This window comes from Burkholderia sp. Bp9015, from assembly GCF_003853505.1.
GTDB lineage: Bacteria > Pseudomonadota > Gammaproteobacteria > Burkholderiales > Burkholderiaceae > Burkholderia.
Window position 1 is genome coordinate 391,746 of sequence record NZ_QTPZ01000001.1, and the last position, 19,481, is coordinate 411,226.

General features: G+C 67.6%; 16 protein-coding genes. 9 read left to right on the plus strand and 7 right to left on the minus strand.

The genetic code is table 11. From position 1 onward, the window contains the following. Positions 1–27: 27 nt before the first annotated feature. Together polX and DIE12_RS01735 are read right to left on the minus strand one after the other, a co-directional pair. Positions 28–1,821: a DNA polymerase/3'-5' exonuclease PolX gene (polX, locus tag DIE12_RS01730; RefSeq protein WP_124519600.1), complete on the minus strand. Its 1,794-nt coding sequence runs from the start codon at positions 1,819–1,821 to the stop codon at positions 28–30. A gap of 167 nt (positions 1,822–1,988) precedes the next feature. Continuing rightward, entirely contained in the window at positions 1,989–2,381 is a 393-nt protein-coding gene (locus DIE12_RS01735; RefSeq protein ID WP_124519602.1) for a TraR/DksA C4-type zinc finger protein, read from the minus strand. 342 nt (positions 2,382–2,723) lie between these two features. Here DIE12_RS01735 and DIE12_RS37915 point away from each other — a divergent pair, with 342 nt between their 5' ends. After that, positions 2,724–2,897 carry a hypothetical protein gene (locus tag DIE12_RS37915; protein ID WP_185640812.1) on the plus strand — a complete coding sequence of 58 codons (174 nt, stop codon included), beginning with the start codon at positions 2,724–2,726 and terminating at the stop codon, positions 2,895–2,897. 73 nt (positions 2,898–2,970) lie between these two features. Here DIE12_RS37915 and DIE12_RS01740 read toward each other — a convergent pair whose 3' ends face one another. Both DIE12_RS01740 and DIE12_RS01745 read right to left on the minus strand, forming a co-directional pair. Next, positions 2,971–4,362 carry an undecaprenyl-phosphate glucose phosphotransferase gene (locus DIE12_RS01740; RefSeq protein ID WP_185500281.1) on the minus strand — a complete coding sequence of 464 codons (1,392 nt, stop codon included), beginning with the start codon at positions 4,360–4,362 and terminating at the stop codon, positions 2,971–2,973. 32 nt (positions 4,363–4,394) lie between these two features. Continuing rightward, entirely contained in the window at positions 4,395–5,177 is a 783-nt protein-coding gene (locus tag DIE12_RS01745; protein WP_124519605.1) for a Crp/Fnr family transcriptional regulator, read from the minus strand. Positions 5,178–6,081: 904 nt separating this feature from the next. Here DIE12_RS01745 and DIE12_RS01750 point away from each other — a divergent pair. The 6 genes from DIE12_RS01750 to DIE12_RS01775 all read left to right on the plus strand — a co-directional run bounded on the left by DIE12_RS01750 (position 6,082) and on the right by DIE12_RS01775 (position 12,968). Further along, positions 6,082–6,864: a Crp/Fnr family transcriptional regulator gene (locus DIE12_RS01750; RefSeq protein ID WP_185500280.1), complete on the plus strand. Its 783-nt coding sequence runs from the start codon at positions 6,082–6,084 to the stop codon at positions 6,862–6,864. 168 nt (positions 6,865–7,032) lie between these two features. Further along, on the plus strand, positions 7,033–7,284 hold the full coding sequence (locus tag DIE12_RS01755) for an acyl carrier protein (protein WP_044842951.1): 252 nt from the start codon (positions 7,033–7,035) through the stop codon (positions 7,282–7,284). Further along, on the plus strand, positions 7,281–8,477 hold the full coding sequence (locus DIE12_RS01760) for an acyl-CoA dehydrogenase family protein (RefSeq protein ID WP_124519607.1): 1,197 nt from the start codon (positions 7,281–7,283) through the stop codon (positions 8,475–8,477). The genes DIE12_RS01755 and DIE12_RS01760 overlap by 4 nt, the downstream gene beginning before the upstream one ends. Further along, positions 8,474–9,445, plus strand: coding sequence for an amino acid--[acyl-carrier-protein] ligase (locus tag DIE12_RS01765; protein WP_124519609.1), 972 nt, complete (start codon positions 8,474–8,476; stop codon positions 9,443–9,445). Before DIE12_RS01760 ends, DIE12_RS01765 begins: the two co-directional genes overlap by 4 nt. Next, entirely contained in the window at positions 9,442–10,497 is a 1,056-nt protein-coding gene (locus tag DIE12_RS01770; protein WP_124484966.1) for a DUF1839 family protein, read from the plus strand. Before DIE12_RS01765 ends, DIE12_RS01770 begins: the two co-directional genes overlap by 4 nt. Continuing rightward, positions 10,494–12,968, plus strand: a complete 2,475-nt coding sequence (locus DIE12_RS01775; RefSeq protein ID WP_124519612.1) for a glycosyl hydrolase 2 galactose-binding domain-containing protein — start codon at positions 10,494–10,496, stop codon at positions 12,966–12,968. The genes DIE12_RS01770 and DIE12_RS01775 overlap by 4 nt, the downstream gene beginning before the upstream one ends. A 63-nt stretch (positions 12,969–13,031) precedes the next feature. Here the strand turns inward: DIE12_RS01775 and DIE12_RS01780 are convergent, their stop codons facing one another. Beyond that, positions 13,032–14,423 carry a sigma-54 dependent transcriptional regulator gene (locus DIE12_RS01780; protein ID WP_185500279.1) on the minus strand — a complete coding sequence of 464 codons (1,392 nt, stop codon included), beginning with the start codon at positions 14,421–14,423 and terminating at the stop codon, positions 13,032–13,034. Between the two features lie 472 nt (positions 14,424–14,895). Then, on the minus strand, positions 14,896–15,426 hold the full coding sequence (locus DIE12_RS01785) for a hypothetical protein (RefSeq protein WP_124519614.1): 531 nt from the start codon (positions 15,424–15,426) through the stop codon (positions 14,896–14,898). Between the two features lie 293 nt (positions 15,427–15,719). Between DIE12_RS01785 and DIE12_RS01790 the strand changes: the two genes are divergently transcribed. Further along, complete coding sequence (locus DIE12_RS01790) at positions 15,720–16,304, plus strand: drug:proton antiporter (protein WP_124485079.1); 585 nt, start codon at positions 15,720–15,722, stop codon at positions 16,302–16,304. Then, the gene (locus DIE12_RS01795) at positions 16,301–17,875 is read left to right on the plus strand and encodes a mannose-1-phosphate guanylyltransferase/mannose-6-phosphate isomerase (protein WP_124519616.1); all 1,575 of its coding nucleotides are present in this window, start codon (positions 16,301–16,303) and stop codon (positions 17,873–17,875) included. The genes DIE12_RS01790 and DIE12_RS01795 overlap by 4 nt, the downstream gene beginning before the upstream one ends. 114 nt (positions 17,876–17,989) lie before the next feature. Here DIE12_RS01795 and DIE12_RS01800 read toward each other — a convergent pair whose 3' ends face one another. Further along, a complete protein-coding gene (locus DIE12_RS01800; RefSeq protein WP_124519618.1) occupies positions 17,990–19,279 on the minus strand; it encodes a nitrous oxide reductase family maturation protein NosD in 1,290 nt (429 codons plus the stop codon). Between the last annotated feature and the right edge of the window lie 202 nt (positions 19,280–19,481).

A 19,481-nucleotide genomic window follows, 5' to 3' on the forward strand; every position in this document is an offset into this window, starting at 1 on the left:
CATGCGTAACGGCGCGCACGTGCGCCGTCACGCGCGCTTCGGGCGGCCGCGCTTCGACGCGATGCTTGTGCCGGTTGTGCCACTCGCACCACTAGCACCCATCGTGCGCGCCAGCAGCGGCCGCAGTTGCGCGAGCGTGCGCGTGTTGAGCACGTCCTGTCGCGTGAGCCACCCGCGCCGCGCCTGGCCGATACCGTATCCAAGATTGTCCAGATCGTCCGCGCACCGCGCGTCCGAGCCGATCGCCACCGCGACGCCGGCCTTGGCGGCCTCGCGGCACCAGACGTCCGGCAGATCGAGCCGCCGCGGGTCGCCGTCGAGTTCGACGAAGCAGTGGCGCGCGGCGGCCGCGGCGAGCACGCTCGGCACGTCGAGTTCGCATGCGTCGCGTTCGCCGAGCAGCCGGCCGGTCGGATGCGCGAGGATCGTGAAATACGGGTGATCGATCGCGCGCAGCATCCGCTCGGTCTGCGCGTCGCCCGGCAGGTCGAAGCGGTCACGTACCGCGCCGACCACGAGATCGAGCCGGCCGAGCACGTCGTCGGCCACATCGAGGCTGCCGTCCTCGCGAATGCCCGCCTCGACGCCCTTCAGCAGCACGAAGTCGTCGAATGACGCATTGAGGCGGTCGATCTCGTCGATCTGCCGTACGAGCCAGTCGGCATCGGTACGGCCGCCGCCGGACTCCGGCGTGCGATCGGTGACGGCCAGATACGCGAGCCCGCGCGCACGCGCCGCGTCCGCCATCGCGCGCAGGCTGTCGCGCCCTGCCGATGCGTCGGTATGCGCATGCAGATCGCCATGAACGTGCTTGCGTTCGACCAGCGCCGGCAGCGCGCCGACGCGCGACGCGTCGATCTCGCCGCGGCCCTCGCGCAACTCGGGCGGCACCCAGTGAAGGCCGATCGCCTCGTAGACGGATGCCTCCGTCGCGCCCGCGATCCGCTCGTCGCCGCGGAATACGCCGTATTCGTTGATCTTCAGCCCGCCGGCCTGCGCGATCCGGCGCAGCGCGATGTTGTGCGCTTTCGATCCCGTGAAGTAGACGAGCGCCGCGCCGAACGCGTCGGCGTCGACGACGCGCAGGTCGACCTGCAGCCCGTTGCCGAGCACGACGCTCGAACGCGTCTTGCCGTTCGCGAGCACGCGTGCGACCTCGCCATAGCCGACGAACGCATCGGCCACGGCGGCCGGATCGCGTGCGGTCACGAGGATGTCGAGATCACCGACCGTCTCGCGGCAGCGGCGAAAGCTGCCGGCCGGCACCGCTTCGCCGACGCCGCCCACCTTGCGCAAGCGCTCGAGCAACGGCATCAGCGATTGCGCGGCATCCGGCAGCAGAAAGCGCTGCGGCTCGCGCTTCAGGCGCTCGTCGAGCGCGTCGAGCAGGTGCGCTTCGGTCTTCGCGCCGAAACCCGGCAGCGCGCGCACGTGCCCGCTCTTCGCTTCGACGCGCAGTTGCTCGAGCGAGTCGACGTGCAGTGCGTCATGCAGCGCCTTGACGCGTTTCGCGCCGAGCCCCGGCACGTCGAGCAGTTCGACGATCGCGCCCGGCAACGCATGGCGCAGCGTTTGCTGCAGTTCGCAGGTACCGGTCGCGGCGATCTCGCGCAGCTTCGCCGCGAGATCGGCACCGATCGATGGAATCCGGCCGAGATCGCTGCCGCTCTCGATCATCGCCGGAATGTCGCGCCCGTAGTCGGCGATCGTACGGGCCGCGTTGCGGTAGGCACGCACCCGGAACGGGTTGGCGCCCTGGATCTCGAGCATGTCGGCGATTTCGGTGAAGACGGCCGCGCACTCGGCATTGTGGATCGGCATGATCGGCGTGGCTCCCTTCCACGTGGATGGCGCCGTGCGCCGGCGTGCCGGCGTCGGCCCGCCCGGCGCCGCATGTCGACGGCGGCGGGTGCCCGTTGGTCATCCTGCGCCGATTGCCCGTGTCGTTCCGCGCGGGGCTCGCTGCTTGCGTGGCCCCTGCACCGACGTCACAGCGATGCGCGCGGTGTCGTCGCGTAGCGCCGCTCGTATATCGACTGGCAATGCGTGCAACGCTCGGCGGTCGGGCGCGCGAGCAGTCGCTCGTAGCCGACCGGTGCATCGCAATCGATACACTCGCCGTAGCTGCCGTCGCGCATGCGCTGCTGCGCGCGCCCGATCGCGCGCAACTCGGCCAGCTTCATCCCGATCAGCGCGTGATCCATGTCGACGAACAGATCGGCATTGGCCTCGTCGCCCTCGTCCGGCGCCGCGCCGGCAAGCTCCGCATAGGACTCCGACGCGCGCTGGTCCTCGCTCGTCCGGATCTCCGCACGCAACGCCAGCTCGCTCTCGGTCAGCCGTCGCTGCAGCGTCTGCCGTTGTTCTCGATCGAGCGCCATCGCCGTCCCTCCTTTTCCGGGTTCCGCGCAATGAGGCATGCGGCGCGCGGTTGTCGCGCCGGTGCACGGCGGCCCGGGATGCCCGGCTCGTCGTGCCCGGATGCGCGTCCGGCCACATGAAGTGCGGGACGCATTCGACGCAGCATAAACCCAATGCACACGCGTGTGTTGACCGGCGTCAGCGCCCGCATCGCGCATCAGAAACCGGGGACCGATGCGAAAACCCCGCGGAGCAGCATTCGTCTGACGCAGCCGCCGTTGAGGTCGATCAATCCCCTGTAAAAAGTTGCGTCGTAGATTGAGAGCATGCGCGGCGAATCCGCGGCTTTCCGGGAGAACGTCATGTTGTTCGGCGTCGTCATCTGGGTGGCCCTTGCGGCCCTGTTCCCGACGATGGTCGTGCCGACGATCCAGCACGCCATCCAGCCGTCGAGCGCGCAAGCCGCGCCCGACGCCAGCCCCGCCGTCTCGCCCGCTGCGTTGCCGGCAGCCGCTCAGCCGCCGGCGCACAGCTGAAGCGCGGCTGCGGGACGCGTCGTATCGAGGCCGGAAGCACGAGTCGACGCTCGATACTTCGCAATCCTCTTCATCAAAATGCGTTGCGCCCGACGAAGCCGCGCACGACCGTCATCAGGATGATCTTCATGTCGAACCAGAAGCTCCAGTTCTGCATGTAGAACAGGTCGAACTTCACGCGCGCGGCCATCGCCTCGACCTTGCGCGTCTCGCCGCGATAGCCGTTCACCTGCGCCCATCCCGTGATTCCCGGCCGGACGCGATAGCGATACATGTAGCAGTCGATCAGTTGCCGGTAGAAGTCGTCGTGTTCGATCGCGTGCGGACGCGGGCCGACCACCGACATCTGGCCGAACAGCACGTTGAAGAACTGCGGCAACTCGTCGAGCGACGTGCGTCGCAGGAACGCGCCGACCGGCGTGATGCGCGCATCGTTGCGCGAGGCCTGTCGCACGATACCGGGCTGTACGCGATGCACGCGCATCGTCCTGAACTTGAGGATATGGAACTCGCGCCCGTCGGCGCCCTTGCGGCGCTGCCTGAACAAGACGGGCCCCGGCGACGACAGCTTCACCGCGATCGCCAGCGCCGCGAGCAGCGGCAGCAGCGGAATCAGCACGGCGCCGGCGAACAGCCGGTCGAACGCGAACTTCGCCCACAGTTCCGGCGCGGAACGCGGCGTGGTCGCGAGGTTGATGGCCGGCATGCCGAGCACATCGGTCGCGGATCGCTCGACGACCGCCATCTGCCGCACGTCCGGCAACAGCCGCAGCTCGACGAACTCGTCGCGCAGTTCGCGTACGATGCGCTGGATGCGTGACTCGTGCGACATCGGCAGCGTAAGCCACACTTCGTCGATCTCGCCGCCGCGGATCATGCGCCGCAACGCGCCCCAGTCGTCGATCACCGGCACGCCGCCGATCCCGTCAGTCGTGGCCACGGCCGGTGCATCGTCGTCGAACACGCAGGCAGCCGCGAACGGCCCGGCCGGTTCGAGCTGCATGCGCTCGATCGCCACCCGTCCGTAAGCGGTCGCCCCGACGACCGCAACCCGCCGCTGCCGCGTGCGCGGATCGCCACGCTTCATCGCCAGCACGCAGAGTGCCAGCCTGCCGAGCAGCAGTGCCGCGTCGCCGGACAGCACCGTCCGCGCGATCCAGCGCGTCGTGACCGTGCCGCCGCGGTTCATGATCCACATCGTGCCGGCCACCGTCAGCGTGCCCACGCACACGACGGCCACCACCGTGCGCGTCAGCACGGCACCGCCGTCGTGCGGCGACGCCGCGCCGCGCGTCACGCGCACGCTGCGCGGCAACAGCGCGACGGTCAGCACGCACAGCAATGCGACCGTGCCGCGCTGCGCGTCCGACAGATCGTGCCACGCGAGCCCCATCGCAGCCTGCGCGGCGAGCGCACCTGCCAGCACCAGCGCAACGTCGACCGCGGCGATCGCGGCGCGTCGCATCGCATTCGTTCCACCCGCCATCGCATGCATCGTCACACACCGTGCGCGGGGAAACCGCCGTGCAGGTCCTGCATGCGCGGCCGCACCGGCAACGCACGCGTGCCGGCCCGCGTGCCGAGCAGCCGGCGATAGTCCGCGCGAATCAGCTCGTAGCACTCGCATGCCTGGCGCTCGAGACCGTCGCGATCGAGCACGGTGATGCGGCCGCGACGCTGACGGATCAGCCCGGCTTCCTGCAGGTTGCCGGCCGCTTCCGTCACGCCTTCGCGACGCACGCCGAGCATGTTCGCGATCGTCTGCTGCGTGACAGCCAGTTCGTCGCCGTCGATCCGGTCATGCGCGAGCAGCAGCCAGCGGCTCAACTGCTCGCTGACCGAGTGATGCCGGTTGCACAACGCGCTGCGCGAAATCTGCGCCATCGTCGCCTGGCAGTAGTTCAGCAGCAGCCGATACGTCGCCGGCGAACGTTCGAATTCCGAGCGCATCACGCAGGTCGGCACGCGGTAGGCCATCCCGCCGATACGGACTTCGACGCGATTCGATACCGCGGTGCCGCCGACGAGCGTCGCCAGGCCGACCACACCTTCGCGGCCGACCACGGCGACCTCGACCATCGCTCCGTCCTCCATCAGGTGCTGCACCGACATCATGGCGGTGGTCGGGAAATGCAGGTGGCGCATCGGTTCCCCGACACGGTCGAGCATGCCGGCCTTGATCCGGACCAGTTCGAGGTGCGGTGCGATGGCACGGATGCTGTCCTCCGGAAGGGCATCGAGGATGGCATTCGCCGAGTAGCTCGAGTGAAGATGAAGCATGTCTGTATCCCTTTTATCGTCCGCGCCGCATGCAGCCGCGTCAGCGGAATTCGTTATCGCGATGCGCGCCCGGACGGCGACGCGGGTTGCGGCCCACAACCCTCGATCCAATCGACCCACAGCGTCTCGCCGCTGGATCGAATCGGCAGTCCCGTTTCGACACGCCCGTTTCGATAAGCGATTTACGTGCCAATACCCGCTCCATCCTTAATATATAAATGACTTGCGATTTAGCGCCCCCGAATAGCCGGTCGAAAACCGCAAAAAACGTCTCATTTCCGGACACCCGCTTGCGTCGCGGACGCAGCCGGCAATTCGACTGATCATTGAGCGCGGGGCCGGCAGTGGAACCGGCAGCGGCGCGGGAGTCTTATCGTTCAATAACTTACACCCTGTTTTCAATTGTTTCCATGATGTCTCAAACGGGCCAGAGTGGCGTGCCGCACGCTCGAATGGTCGTTTGAAACTGTCTCAAATATGAATCGCTGGATTAATTTACAACACTGTAATCAAACGCACATATCTCACGCAACACCATGATTCAATTAATAAATCATACCCACGAATCTAAATTGTCAAATAATGTTCAATGCATTCTAGATATTTTTCTTGTACGATGCACTTCGTTGCCGGATTGATTCTCGATCAGCACCGAATTCGCGATTCACCCTCCAGTGCAATTAATTCATACGAAGACGATCTTCAAATACCTATAACCTTTTCATTTACCCCAAATCGTCAAACATTGTGAAGTGACGTAATGCGCAATTTATCGAATTGAATTGCGTGCTAGCCTTTTCCGCCATCGGCATTCGAATTTCTATGAACACGAATCCGCACGTGCGTGCTAAATCCCCGTGGATGGCGTCGCGCGATGTGCGATCGCTCCCTACGAGGATCCGCCGTGACCCACCAGGCCAATGACGCCGTCGCCCATGCGAGCGGCATGATCGAGCTTTCCCACAGCTTCGACGCCAACCGGTTCCTCGCGGCCCTCGACCGCGACGAACGCGCGACGCTGATTGCCAACCTCCAACTCGTTCACCTGAAATCGGGCCAGGTGCTGTGCGAACCGGGTGAAATGCTCACCGCGGTCTACCTGCCCGTCACGACGGCGATTTCGCTGCAGTACGTGTCGTCCGGCGGCATGACGCTGGAAGTGGCCGAGATCGGCAGCGAGAGCGTCGTCTGCGACGACGTGATCGGCGGCAGCGGCCGGATGCCGTGCCGTGCCGTCGCATGCCGCGACGGCTTCGTCTACCGGCTCGACCGGCGCATCTTCGCCGCCGCGTTCGACGCGTCGCCGGTGATTCGCCATCTGGTGTTCGTCTGCGTGCGGCTGCTGATGGCCCAGGTCTCGCAGATCACGTTCTGCAGCCGACATCACGTGCTCAAACATCAGTTATGCAGATGGTTCCTGCTCGCGTACGACCGGTCGCGCAGCATCGAGATCCAGATCACCCACAGCATGCTCGCGCAGATGCTCGGCGTGCGGCGCGAGACGGTCACGGATGCGGCCGGGGAGATCCAGAAACTCGGCCTGATCCGTCAGTACCGGAGCTCGATCGAGCTTGCCGACCTTGCGGGCCTCGAGAAAATGTCGTGCGGCTGCCGCGCGATCGTGCGCGACGAGATGAAGCGCATCCTGTCGGCCGACTCGGGCGTGAGCGCCGCGGCACGCGCGTGATGCGCACGGCGTGTCGTCGCACGCGTGCGACGCGAGTCAGCCGATTGTAGGGTGGCGAACAGAACGCCGGGCGTGCGAATGGTCTACTGATGCCGGACTGCCGGGGGGATGTCAGCGCGCTGCGCGCGTCCGCCCTTGCGGACGACACCTCACACGCCGGAGCAGCACGTGAAAAACGAAATCAGAACCATCCTCAAGCACGTCGCCCACCTCGAAGCCGCGATCGACTCGATCGGTGACGGGGATGACCTCTACGAAGCGGGCCTCTCCTCGCTCGATACGATCCAGCTGATGCTCGCGATCGAGAAGCAGTTCAACATCGAGATTCCCGACGAGATGCTGAACCGCAATCTGTTCCGCAGCGTCGACGCGCTCGCGGACACCATTGCGACCCTGCAGCGCGCCGAGCATTCCGCATGAGCGCGCTGCTTCCCGAACTCGCGGCCGACGACGAACCACGCCGGCTCGACGAGGCCGCGCACGCCGTCGCGCAAATCGCCGCCCAGCACGCGGATGCGGTCGACCGGGACGCGCGCTGCCCTGTCGAGGCGATCGAGGCCATGCGTGCGCGCCGCCTGCTGAGCGCAATGGTCCCGACCCGGCTCGGCGGCGCCGGCGCGTCGCTGGCCGACGTCGCATCGGCATGCTCGATCCTCGGCCAGGCCTGCGCGTCGTCGGCGATGGTGTTCGCGATGCACCAGATCCAGGTGGCCTGCATCGTCAATCACGCGGCCGACCAGGGCTGGCACAAGCTGTTCCTGCAACAGCTCGTGCGCCATCAGTGGCTGCTCGCGTCGGCGACGTCGGAGGACGGCGTCGGCGGCAACCTGCGCGCGAGCCAGTGCGCGCTCGAGACCAACGGCGGCGAATTCCGGCTGCACAAATCTGCGCCGACGATCTCGTACGGCGACTACGCGGACGGCATCCTCGCGACCGCGCGGCGCGACGCCGACGCGCCGGCGTCCGAGCAGGTGCTCGTCACGGTGCTGCGCGACGGCTATACGCTCACGCGCCGCGGCGAATGGGACACGCTCGGCATGCGCGGCACGTGCAGCAACGGCTTCGTGCTCGATGCACAGGGCACGACCGTGCAGTGCCTGCCCGTGCCGTTCGCGCAGATCGCCGAACAGACGATGGTGCCGGTTTCGCACATCCTGTGGGCGGCGGTGTGGATCGGCGTGGCCGGCGACGCGTTCCATCGCGCGCACCAGTTCTTCCGCACGCAGGCGCGCCAGACCGACGGTGCGCCGTCGCCCGCGTCGCGGCGCATCGCCGAATCGCTTGCGCTGATGCAGGCAATGCAGGCCCGCGTCGACAGCGTGCTGCGCCTCTATGCCAGCGCGTCGCCCCGCTCGTGGTCGGCCGGCATGGCCTGGGCGGCCGAGATCAACACGCTGAAGACCTATGTGTCGTCGACCGCGCTCGAAGTCGCCCAGCAGGCGATGATGATCTGCGGGATGGCCGGCTACAAGCACGGCACGCCGTTCAGCATCGGCCGCCACCTGCGCGACCTGCACGCGGCGCCGCTGATGATCAGCAACGACCGCATTGCCGCCAATACCTCGAGCCTGCTGCTCGCACTGCGTCCCGCGACGCTGGAGAAACATTCGTGAACGATCGCCTCTCCGTGCCTTCCGCCGCCACCCCGTCCGACGCGCCGCTCGACCGCGCGGGCGTCAATCCGCTGCGCGACGAGCTGATCGATGCGGGACTTCTCGTGTCGACCGGCATCCAGGGCCTGTTCGGCCGCAGCGAGCGGTTCGAGCGCGTCGTCGAAGCGCTCGACGCCTTCGTCACGCGCCTCGGCGCCGACCAGCAGGCCGAAGTGCTGCGCTTCCCGCCGGCGATGAGCCGCACCGAATTCGAGCGCAGCGAATACATGAAGAGCTTCCCGCAACTCGCGGGCAGCGTGCATGCATTCTGCGGCGACGAACAGCGGCACCAGCGCTTGCTGCAGTGTCTCGACCGCGGCGAGGACTGGACCGAAAGCCAGAAGCCGACCTACGTCGTGATGACGCCGGCCGCCTGCTATCCGGTCTATCCGGTCGTCGCGCGCGCCGGTGCGCTGCCCGACGACGGCCGCATCGTCGACGTGTTCTCGTATTGCTTCCGCCACGAGCCGTCGCTCGACCCGACCCGCATGCAGCTGTTCCGGATGCGCGAATACATACGCATCGGCACGCCCGAGCAGATCGTCTCGTTCCGCGCGACGTGGATGGAGCGCGGCACACGGATGATCGAGGCGCTGCAACTGCCGAACGCGATCGATCTCGCGAACGATCCGTTCTTCGGGCGCGGCGGCAAGATCGTCGCGAACAGCCAGCGCGAGCAGAACCTGAAGTTCGAGCTGCTGATCCCGATCGAGCACGACGACCGCCAGACCGCGTGCCTGAGCTTCAACTACCACATGGATCACTTCGGGCTGCTGTGGGACATCCGCACCGCGACGGGCGACGTCGCGCATACGGGCTGCGTCGGCTTCGGCCTCGAGCGGCTGACGCTCGCGCTGTTCCGTCATCACGGTTTCGACCTCGACGCATGGCCGGCCGACGTTCGCGACGTGCTGTGGGGTACGCGATGAAATTCGTGTCCCGCGACGGCGAGGACGCGTCGTTCGAGGACGTGCGCCACCGCGCACGCCACTATCGGCCGCACCCGCTGCACAGTCAGGAGATGGTCTGGAAACAGACCAACTGCTATGTCGACATGTGGCTCGAGGTGCTCCGCTGGTGGGGCCTCAACCCGTACGCGGCGCTGCCGTTTACGATCGCGCTCGACTTCGAGGGTGACCAGTTCACGTTCTTCAAGTTTCCGCACGACGAACTGGAGCGGCTGTACGGCATCGTCGTGCAGGAACACTCGATCTACGAGCCGCTCGACCAGCACATCGAGACGCAGGTCGCGCGCGGTCACCTGATGATCGTCGAGGTCGACGCGTGGTTCCTGCCGGACACGCGCGGCAGCAGCTACCGTACGCAGCATACGAAGACGACGATCGGCATCGACTCGATCGATCGCACGCGCCGCCAGATCGGCTACTTCCACAACAGCGGCTATTACGTGGCCGAGGACTTCGACTACAACGGGCTCGTCGGCGGCTGTTCGCCGATGCCGCTGCCGCCGTACGTCGAGTGCGCGAAGCGGCGTTTCGCACCGCTCGACGAGCGCGCGCTGTGCGAGGTCTCGCTCGCGTCGCTGCAGCGGCATCTGCGCCGGCTGCCGGTCGTCAATCCGGTCACGGCGTTCCGGCGCCAGCTGCAGCTCGATGCGAAATCGCTCGCCGATTCCCCGCTCGAACGCTTCCACGCGTACTCGTTCAATTCGGTGCGGCAACTCGGCGCGAACTTCGAACTGTTCGGCCATTACGCGCGCTGGCTGCAGGCGAGCGGCTGCGTCGGGCCGTTCGCCGAGATTCGTACCGCCTGCGACCGCATCGCATCCGAGGCGATGGTACTGGAGTTCCGGCTGGCGCGGGCGTGTGCGCGCGGCAAGGAAGAGCGCGGCGACGCGACGCTCGAAGCGATCGAAGCGGCTTACGCGGACCTGATCGACTGCGCGCGGCAGATCGCCCCGCCGCTGCAGCACGCGGCGCCCGTGCGCGTCGACGCGGCCGCCGTGCCGTTGGTGCGGTGACGCGCGCGCATGCCGCGCTCGCGTGGTCGCTGCTCGCCACGCCCGCGGGTGCCGCGCGCGGGCCGCTCGATCTTCCGGCCGACGGCTGGATCGCCGCCCCCGTCCCCGGCACGGTCGCGCAGGCGCTCGCGCTGGCCGGCCGGGCCGACGATACCGCGTCGCTCGACGAGCGCGACCACTGGTATCGCGTCGAACTCCACGGGCACGGGCCGCGCGTGCTGCGCTTTCACGGCCTCGCGACGCTCGCCGAGGCATGGCTCGACGACACGCCGATCCTGCGCTCGGACAGCATGTTCGTCGCGCACGACGTGCCCGTGTCGCTCGACGGCACGCACCGGTTGACCGTCTGCTTCCGCGCCCTCGCGCCGCACCTGCGCGATGTGCGCGCACCGCGCCGCGCACGCTGGCGCACGCGGCTCGCCGAACCGGCGACGTTGCGCACCGTTCGCACGGCGCTGCTCGGGCACATGCCCGGCTGGTTTCCGCGCTGCGTGCCGACCGGTCCATGGCGGCCCGTCGACGTGCTGGACCCTGCCGACGGTCCCGTTCTCGTTCATTGCGACCTGCACGCGCGCCTCGACGGCGATACCGGCTGGCTCGATGCGGCACTCACATTCGCTGGGCCGCTGCCCGAGGCGTTTGCGGCCCGGCTGTCGTGCGGCGAGCACCACGCGACGCTCGAACGCCGCGGCGCCGACCGGCTCCATGCGACCGTCGCGGTGCCGAACGTGCGCCGCTGGTGGCCGCACACGCATGGCGAACCGGTGCTTTACGACGTCGCATTGCACATCGGTGCCGAACGGCGGCCGCTCGGCGCGACGGGCTTTCGCACGATCGAACCGGACGCTGGCGACGACGGCAAGGGGTTCGGGTTGCGCGTCAACGGCGTGCGCGTGTTCGCGCGCGGCGCATGCTGGAGCAGCGCCGCACCGCTCGCGCTGCACGCCGACGACGCGACCTACGGCCGCCTGCTCGGATACGCGCGCGACGCCGGCTTCAACATGATTCGCGTCGGCGGCACGATGACCTACGAGGCCGACGCATTCCATGCGTGGTGCGACCGGCTCGGACTGCTCGTCTGGCAGGACTTCATGTTCGCGAACTTCGACTATGCGCTCGACGATCGTGCCTTCGCGGACGCCGTCGGTCGCGAAGCCGAGCAGTTCCTCACGCGCGTACGCGCGTCGCCGTCGCTCGCGGTGCTGTGCGGCGGCAGCGAGATTGCGCAGCAGGGCGCGATGTCGGGTCTCGGGCCGAAGCAGCGCTTCCTCGAACTGACCGCCGAGCGCCTCGCCGACCACGCGGCGGCACGGCGGCCCGACGCGCTGTACGTCCCCGACTCGCCCGACGGCGGCGTGCTGCCGTTCATGCCGCGCGAGCGCGTGTCGCACTATTACGGTGTCGGCGCGTACCTTCGCCCGCTCGACGACGCGCGTCGCGCCGACGTGCGCTTCGCGAGCGAATGCCTCGCGTTCGCGAACGTGCCGTGCGATGCGATGCTCGCCAGCCTCGGCTGGCCGGGCGTGCACGAGCCGCGGTGGAAAGCGGCCGTGCCGCGCGACCCCGGCACGTCGTGGGATTTCGACGATATTCGCGATCATTATCTGCAGACGTTGTACGACGTGGCGCCCGACCGCCTGCGGCGCGAGGATCCGTCGCGCTACTTCGAGCTATCGCGCGCGGTGATCGCGGAACTGATGCGGGACACGTTCTCGGAGTGGCGGCGCACCGGCTCACGCTGCGCGGGTGCGCTCGTCTGGCAGTTCCAGGATGTGATGGCGGGCGCCGGATGGGGCTTGCTCGATGCGGCGCATCGGCCGAAATCGGCGTGGTATGCGCTGCGCCAGGTACTTCAGCCCGTGCAGGTCCTGCTCGTCGACGAAGGGCTGAACGGGCTCGACGTGCACGTGATCAACGAGCGGCCGGCGCCGCTGTCGGCGGCCGTCGAGCTGGTCGCGCTGCGCGACGGCCGCACGCCGCTCGCGCGTGCCGGCGCTCCGGTCCGGATCGCCGCGCACGACACGGTGCGGCTCGATTCGGCCGAATTGCTCGGCCGCTTCTTCGACTGGACCTACGCGTATCGCTTCGGCCCGTGCGAGCACGATACCGTCGTCGCGACACTGCGCGCCGACGACGGCACGCTGCTGTCGCAGGCGTTCTACTTCCCGTCCCGCACGCACCCGGCCGTGTTCGCCCGTCGCGAACCCGGCATCGAGGCATGCGTGTCGCGCACCGGCGACACGTGGCACGTCGACATCGGCACGCGCCACGTCGCACGTCACGTGCAGATCGATGCACCGGGCTTCGTGCCGCGCGACGACTGGTTCGATCTCGCGCCCGGCACGCCGGCGCGTGTCGCGCTCGTGCCGCTCGCGAACACCGGCGGCCATGCTGCCGCCGGCGCGCCACCGACCGTCGAAATCCGCGCGGTCAACGCCGCGCGAACCGTGCGTGCGGCGTTGACCGGCTGACGCGAGCGGGCGCGGGACGGGGATCACGCACGCGCACACGCTCGCGCGGCCGCACCGCGCGCGTCAGTCCGACGACCCCGTGCTGCGCGGCCGCTCGATGCCGTACGCTTCCATCCAGCGATAGAGCGTTGCACGCGACACGCCGAGCTCGCGCGCGGATGCGGCGACGCGTCCGCGCGTGCGCAGCAGCGCGGTTTCGATCGCTTCGCGCTCGATCGACTTGCGGATGTCGGCCACCGACGGCGACGCCGCGTCGAGACAGTATTCGAGCTCGAGGTCCTGCGCGGTGATCAGGCGCCCTTCCGTCATCACGACCGCGCGCCGCACGCGGTTGATCAGTTCGCGCACGTTGCCCGGCCAGTCATGCTTGTAGAGCGCCGTGATCGCATCCGTCGAAAAGCCGCGCACGCGATGGCGCGCGTCGCCGCGAAAGCGTTCGAGCATGTGATGCGCGAGCAGCTCGATGTCCTTGCCGCGCGCGCGCAGCGGCGGCTGGTCGATGCGCATCACGCAAAGGCGGTGGAACAGGTCCGCGCGGAAACGCCCTTCTTCCATCGCTTCGCGCAGGTCGACGTGCGTCGCGGAAACGATCCGCACGTCGACCGGCACCGGGTCGCTGCCGCCGAGGCGATGGATCGCGCGCTCCTGCAGGAAGCGCAGCAGGCTCGCCTGGCTCTCGTGCGGCAGGTCGCCGATTTCGTCGAGCAGCAGCGTGCCGCCGTTTGCGGCTTCGACGTAGCCGATCTTGCGCGCGTTCGCGCCGGTAAACGCGCCGCGCTCATAGCCGAACAGTTCCGATTGCAGCAGGTGGGGCGGGATCGCTCCGCAGTTGACCGCGACGAACGGGCCGTTGCGCCGTTCCGAATGACGATGGATCGCGACGGCCGTCAGTTCCTTGCCGGTTCCCGTCTCGCCGAACACGAACACGGGCGCGTCGGTGCGCGCGAAGCGCCGCACCGTATCGAACAGCCGCAGCATCGCGCTGCAGGTGCCGACGATGCCGTTCTCCTGCGATTCGAGGCGTTCCCGATCGCGCGCGAACAGGCATTCCATTCCGTACGCATGGCCGACCGTATCGGCAATGCGTTGGTGCGACGCGGGCAACGTGATGTAGTCGAAGCAATAGTCGCGCAACAGCGCGCGCACGTTCGGCGAGGCGGTCTGGCCGGTCTCGACGAGCGCGACCCACACGACGTCGCGCATCGACGCGCAGGTCGACGCGATGCTGCCGATCGCGTCGGCGTGACCGCCGCTCAGGTCGAGGATGCCGCAGGTGATTTCGCCGGAGGTATCGCGCAATTCGCTGGCGTGCGCGACGAGCGTCACTTTCCAGTCGCGTCGCGCGAGTTCCTTGCGCAGCATGACGGACGGCGACTGGGTCCAGTAAATCAGAGGACGCTGCCCGGTAATCCTCTCCCCGCCGGCGCTCTTATCGCGCGTTATTGGCATATTCATAGCGAACCATCACTTTCTCCACTCCGCGAACCGTTCGCGTGCGCTGCGGCCGGCGGCGCATGGCCACCTGTCCGCGCTGCGTTTCCGCAGCTTTGGCGAAGATCGAAACTGCACACGGCGAGAGCCCCCGGAGGTCGAGCCGAATGTCATCCGGCCTCGTTGTCATCGAACTCGAAGGGAACGCGCGGCCGCGGGAGCCGCGGCGTTCCGGCTTTCATACGACGCGCCGTCAGGCGGAGCGCGTCGGCAAACGGGATTTCCGTCCGCATTTGCGTCGCGTCGTACACGACAGCCGCGCCCGATGCTGAACCGGATGGCCGCCAACCCGCTTTCGGAATGGTGGCCTCATTTCATCCGTTCCTGAATCTACACCCCGTATCGAGATGGCCTTGTTACCAAAAGATAAAATCGATTCAGCCGATTACGCTGCCGCCCCGGCGCGCGCGGCGCGCGTTTAGCGCCTCAGATTTGATTATCCACGACCATTCCCGTCAATCAGTGCCAAATACCACTTTTCCGCAAGATCGGCGCCTTCCATTGCCCCCGATTCTCGCTTGAATCGCGCAAATAATCCGGGAAGCGTTTTCATCCGTGGATAATCGCGCGCCCCGTGCGACGCCGCCATCACGCATCGAACGCGGGCGAACCGCGCGTGTTCGTTACAACATCGTAACGAAGCAGCCGGTCGTGCCGTCCGTCTCCTGACGCGATGCAGCATGGCGTCCATGCGTGTCGTGCCACCCATGATCGCTGCCGACAGGCCGGCGCGACGGGCACTGTGCTGGTGCAGGGCCGCATGCAGCGCGAAAGCATCGGGCAGCGCACCGTCGCAAGTATGCGCGTGTTGGCCGGCGCGTCGAAACGATTGCGTCCCGATGAAGGATGCGCGCATCGCGACGACATCGACGATGCGGCGGATGCCGGCCTGCGAGCAGCCGGTCGCGATGCGCGGCCGACCCGCCGTGAACGATCGCAATCTCAAGTACAGCCCCCGATTCTTCAATCGCGTTCGATGCGGACTGCCCGCTGCGCTGTTCGCAGCGGACAATCGCGACGAATCAATTATGGGAAAGCCGGCATGCGGCCACTGTGTGATACCGCACAGTGCCCCGCTCACGTCACGGCCCGTTTCGCGCTGCCGGCATCGCCCGCACGAAACGCGCATAACGAGAGTGTGAGTATGCTTTCGAACAGACCGGCGCGCCCCGCATCCGCATCATGGACATCGGCGAGCCGCACCGGACAAACGCGTTCATGCGGCTCGGCGTGCTGAAGGCTTCACACGAGGACCGCATCATGGAATGGCATTGTTGTGAATTCGAACATCTGAGCGCCGTCGATCTCTATGCAATCCTGCGCTCGCGCAACGCAGTGCTGGTGGTCGAGGATGCGCATACGTATCTCGACATCGACGGCAAGGATGCGCATGCGCTGCACGTGTTCGCGTGCATGCACAAGGGCGACACGACGGAAGTCGTCGCCTACGCGCGCGTGCTGCCCGGCGACGACGCCGATCCGGACGTCGTGATCGACAAGGTGCTGACGAGCGAGGCATGTCGCGACGACCGCACCCTCGAGCAACTCATGCAGCGTGCGCTCACGGCCGCGCAGGCCGCATGGCCCGACGTGGCGGTGCGCACGCACGTTCCCGCGCAACGCCAGTCCTTCTACAAACGTTTCGGATTCCGCAAGGCCTACGGTCCCTATCTCGAACAGGGCGCGCCGTTCGTCGGTCTCGTCCGGCCCGCCGACCGCGCCGCCGGCGCGCTGCGTCAGTTGCTGTCTCGGACCGTCTCGGCGCCGCGATCGCGCAACGAGGACACGCGCGTCGACGGCCGCGTACACAACCGGCTGCCCGCCGATACCGGAGCTAATCGATGAACGCCAACCTTCGCCCGGTTCCCGATCCCGAGTTGCCCTGCGTCCTGCCCGTCATACTCGCCGGTGGTTCCGGCACGCGCCTCTGGCCGCTGTCGCGCGAGCAGTATCCGAAACAGCTGATCGAGCTGACCTCGAACGAATCGCCGCTGTCGGCGACCGCGCGCCGCCTGAACGGCATCGCGAACGCGGCGCTCGGCGACACGCTGCTGCTGGTGTGCGGCGAACAGCATCGCATCATGAGCGCCGCGCAGGTGCTCGGGCGCGCGGCCCCCGCCCGCATCCTGCTCGAACCGGCCGCGCGCAATACGGCGCCCGCGCTGACGCTCGCGGCGCTCGACGCCAGCGTGCTCGCGGACGATCCCATCCTCGCGGTCATGCCGGCCGATCACGTGATCGGCGACGTCGCCGCATTCCAGGAAGCGGTCGGGCGCGCGGCGCGCTACGCGCAGGAAGGCGCGGTCGTCACGCTCGGCGTGCTGCCGCGCCGCGCGGAAACCGGCTACGGCTACATCCAGGTCGGCGAACCGCGCGCCGGCCGCCTCGGTGGACAAGGCGGCTATGCGATCGGGCGCTTCGTCGAGAAGCCGAACGCGGCGCTCGCCGAGCGCTACCTGCATTCGGGCGATTACTGGTGGAACAGCGGGATTTTCGTCACGCGCGCATCGACCTGGCTGAAGGCGATCCGCGCGCTCGCACCCGACATCCATGCGGCCTGCGACGCGGCATGGCGCGCGGGCACCGCCGAGCATCCGTTCTTCCGGATCGACGCGGCGGCCTTCGACGCGTGCCCGTCCGACTCGATCGACTACGCGGTCATGGAACGCCTCGCGGAGCACCCCGAACTCGGCATCGAAGGGATCGTGGTACCGCTGTCCGCAGGCTGGTCGGACGTCGGCACCTGGGATGCGATCTGGGAAATCATGCCGAAGGACGATCAGGGCAACGTCGCGCGCGGCCCGATCGTGTTCGAGGACACGCAGGACAGTCTCGTGCGCTCGGAGGGCCGGCTGATTGCGTGCGTCGGGATGAAGGACGTCGTCGTGATCGAGACGCCCGATGCGGTGCTGGTCGCGAACAAGCACGACGTGCAGCGCGTGAAGAACATCGTCGCGCGCCTGAAGACCGAGCAGCGCCCGCAGGCGAGCGAACACCGCAAGGTGCAGCGGCCGTGGGGCCACTACGATTCGATCGATCTCGGCGAGCGGTTCCAGGTGAAGCGGATCGTCGTCGAACCCGGCAAGCGGCTGTCGCTGCAGATGCACTATCACCGCGCCGAGCACTGGATCGTCGTGCGCGGCACCGCGAAGGTCACGCGCGGCAACGAGACCTTCCTGCTCAGCGAAAACGAATCGACCTATATCGCTGTCGGCGAGGTCCACCGCCTCGAGAATCCCGGCCGGATTCCGCTCGAGATCATCGAGGTGCAGTCGGGTGATTATCTCGGCGAAGACGATATCGTGCGGTTTGATGATCAGTATGGAAGGCCGGTCGTCGAGAGCGTGCGGCAGCGCCCGTCGATCGCCTCGCGCGAACCGGACGAGGAAGCCTCGGAACGCAACGTCATCCGGTAAGCGCATGCGGATCGAGGCGGCGTGCGCGATGGCGATGCGCGCCGCCGCGCGAACAAGGGGTGGCCGCCTATTCGCCGCATGGCGTCGCCGAACCGCGGCCCACCCGACGCACGATCAGTCGATGCCGCCTTGCGACCAGCGCGCTTGCCTGACCGATTCGCGCACGCGCGGCAACAACGACGTATCCGCGCCGATCGCGTCACCTGCCGCCGACAACGGCTGACGCGCGGCCGCACACGGCGCGCCCCTCGCCTGCCCTCCCGACGCCCCCGCCGGTCGGCCGGTCGCGCAATCGTGCGCGGGGTCGACCCGGACCGGCATTCCGCCGATCCCCGACAGTTGATTGTCCGCGAGCCGCACACCCGACACGTTTCCCCACAGGCGAATGCCGTCGAATCGCGCATGCGACACACGGTTGCCGATCACGGTCACGCGCGACACCGAACCCGACCACGTGCTGACCTCGATCGCCGCCTGCTGCGTGACCGGACGAGGATCGGCCCGGCCCGTCGCTGTCTGGATATCCGCGATCGAGTTGCCCTCGATACGGATGTCGGACGAGCCGGCAGTTCGATTGCTGTCTTCCTGCGCGACGAGAATGCCCGAGCTCACCTGTACGTTGCGCACGATATTGTTCGAGATGGTGACGTTCGCACCGCCGACCACCGTGATGCCCCGGCCCCACGGGTTGCCCTCCAGCGAGTTGCCGGTAATCAGCACGTTGCGCGTCAGCACGCCTTCCGCCTGGTAACTCACCACGGCGATCATGTCGTCGCCGGTCCCGCGCACGACGTTGCCCTGCACGAGCACGTTGTGCGAGCCGTGCGTCATGTGAATGCCGTCGGCCAGCGTCGACAGCACCTCGTTGCCGACGATCGCGACGTCAGCGCCGCCGAACACGAAGATCCCGCCGCCCGCGCCACCGTCGATGACGTTGTCGAGCACCTGCACGCCGCGCCCCGTCACCTCGACCTTCGAAGACTCCGGCGTCGTGAGGCGTGCCGTGCCGGTTCCGGTGAGCCGAAAACCGACGAGCGTCGTACCCTCGCCGCGCATCTCGACCGTCTGGTCGCCGGGGGTTGTCGCGATCAGCGTCGCGCCGTAGCCCGACAACACCACATTCCGCTGCCGCACGACCAGCGACCGGCCGACCACATACCGCCCCGGCGCGAACACCAGTCGCTGGCCAGGCTGCAACGCGTCCAGCGCATGTTGCAGCATGTCGGCCTGATCGGCCGCGTCCGCAGCGGGACGAACGTACGCATCCGGTACAGCCGAACGAAACGCACCAGGCGCAGGCGTGCTGGATGCCGCCGCGGCACTGCCCGGCCAAGCCAGCCCGCCTGCCACGCACATCGCGGCAAGCGCCACACGCGCAAGAATCGGGCCGTGTGATCTATGCATGTCGAGTCGACTCCCTGGAATGACTTCGCGCGCGTCCGCCGGCGCGCCCGAATCGCTGCATGCCGGCCGAGTTGTCGGCCCGCGATACCGCCAAAACAGGCGGTGTACTACGTTCGATTGGATCATTCGAACCCGCCGCGTTTCAGTGCGTCAACAGACCAATACATCCCGTCTGCGCGGCGGATCCGACATGCCGTTGACG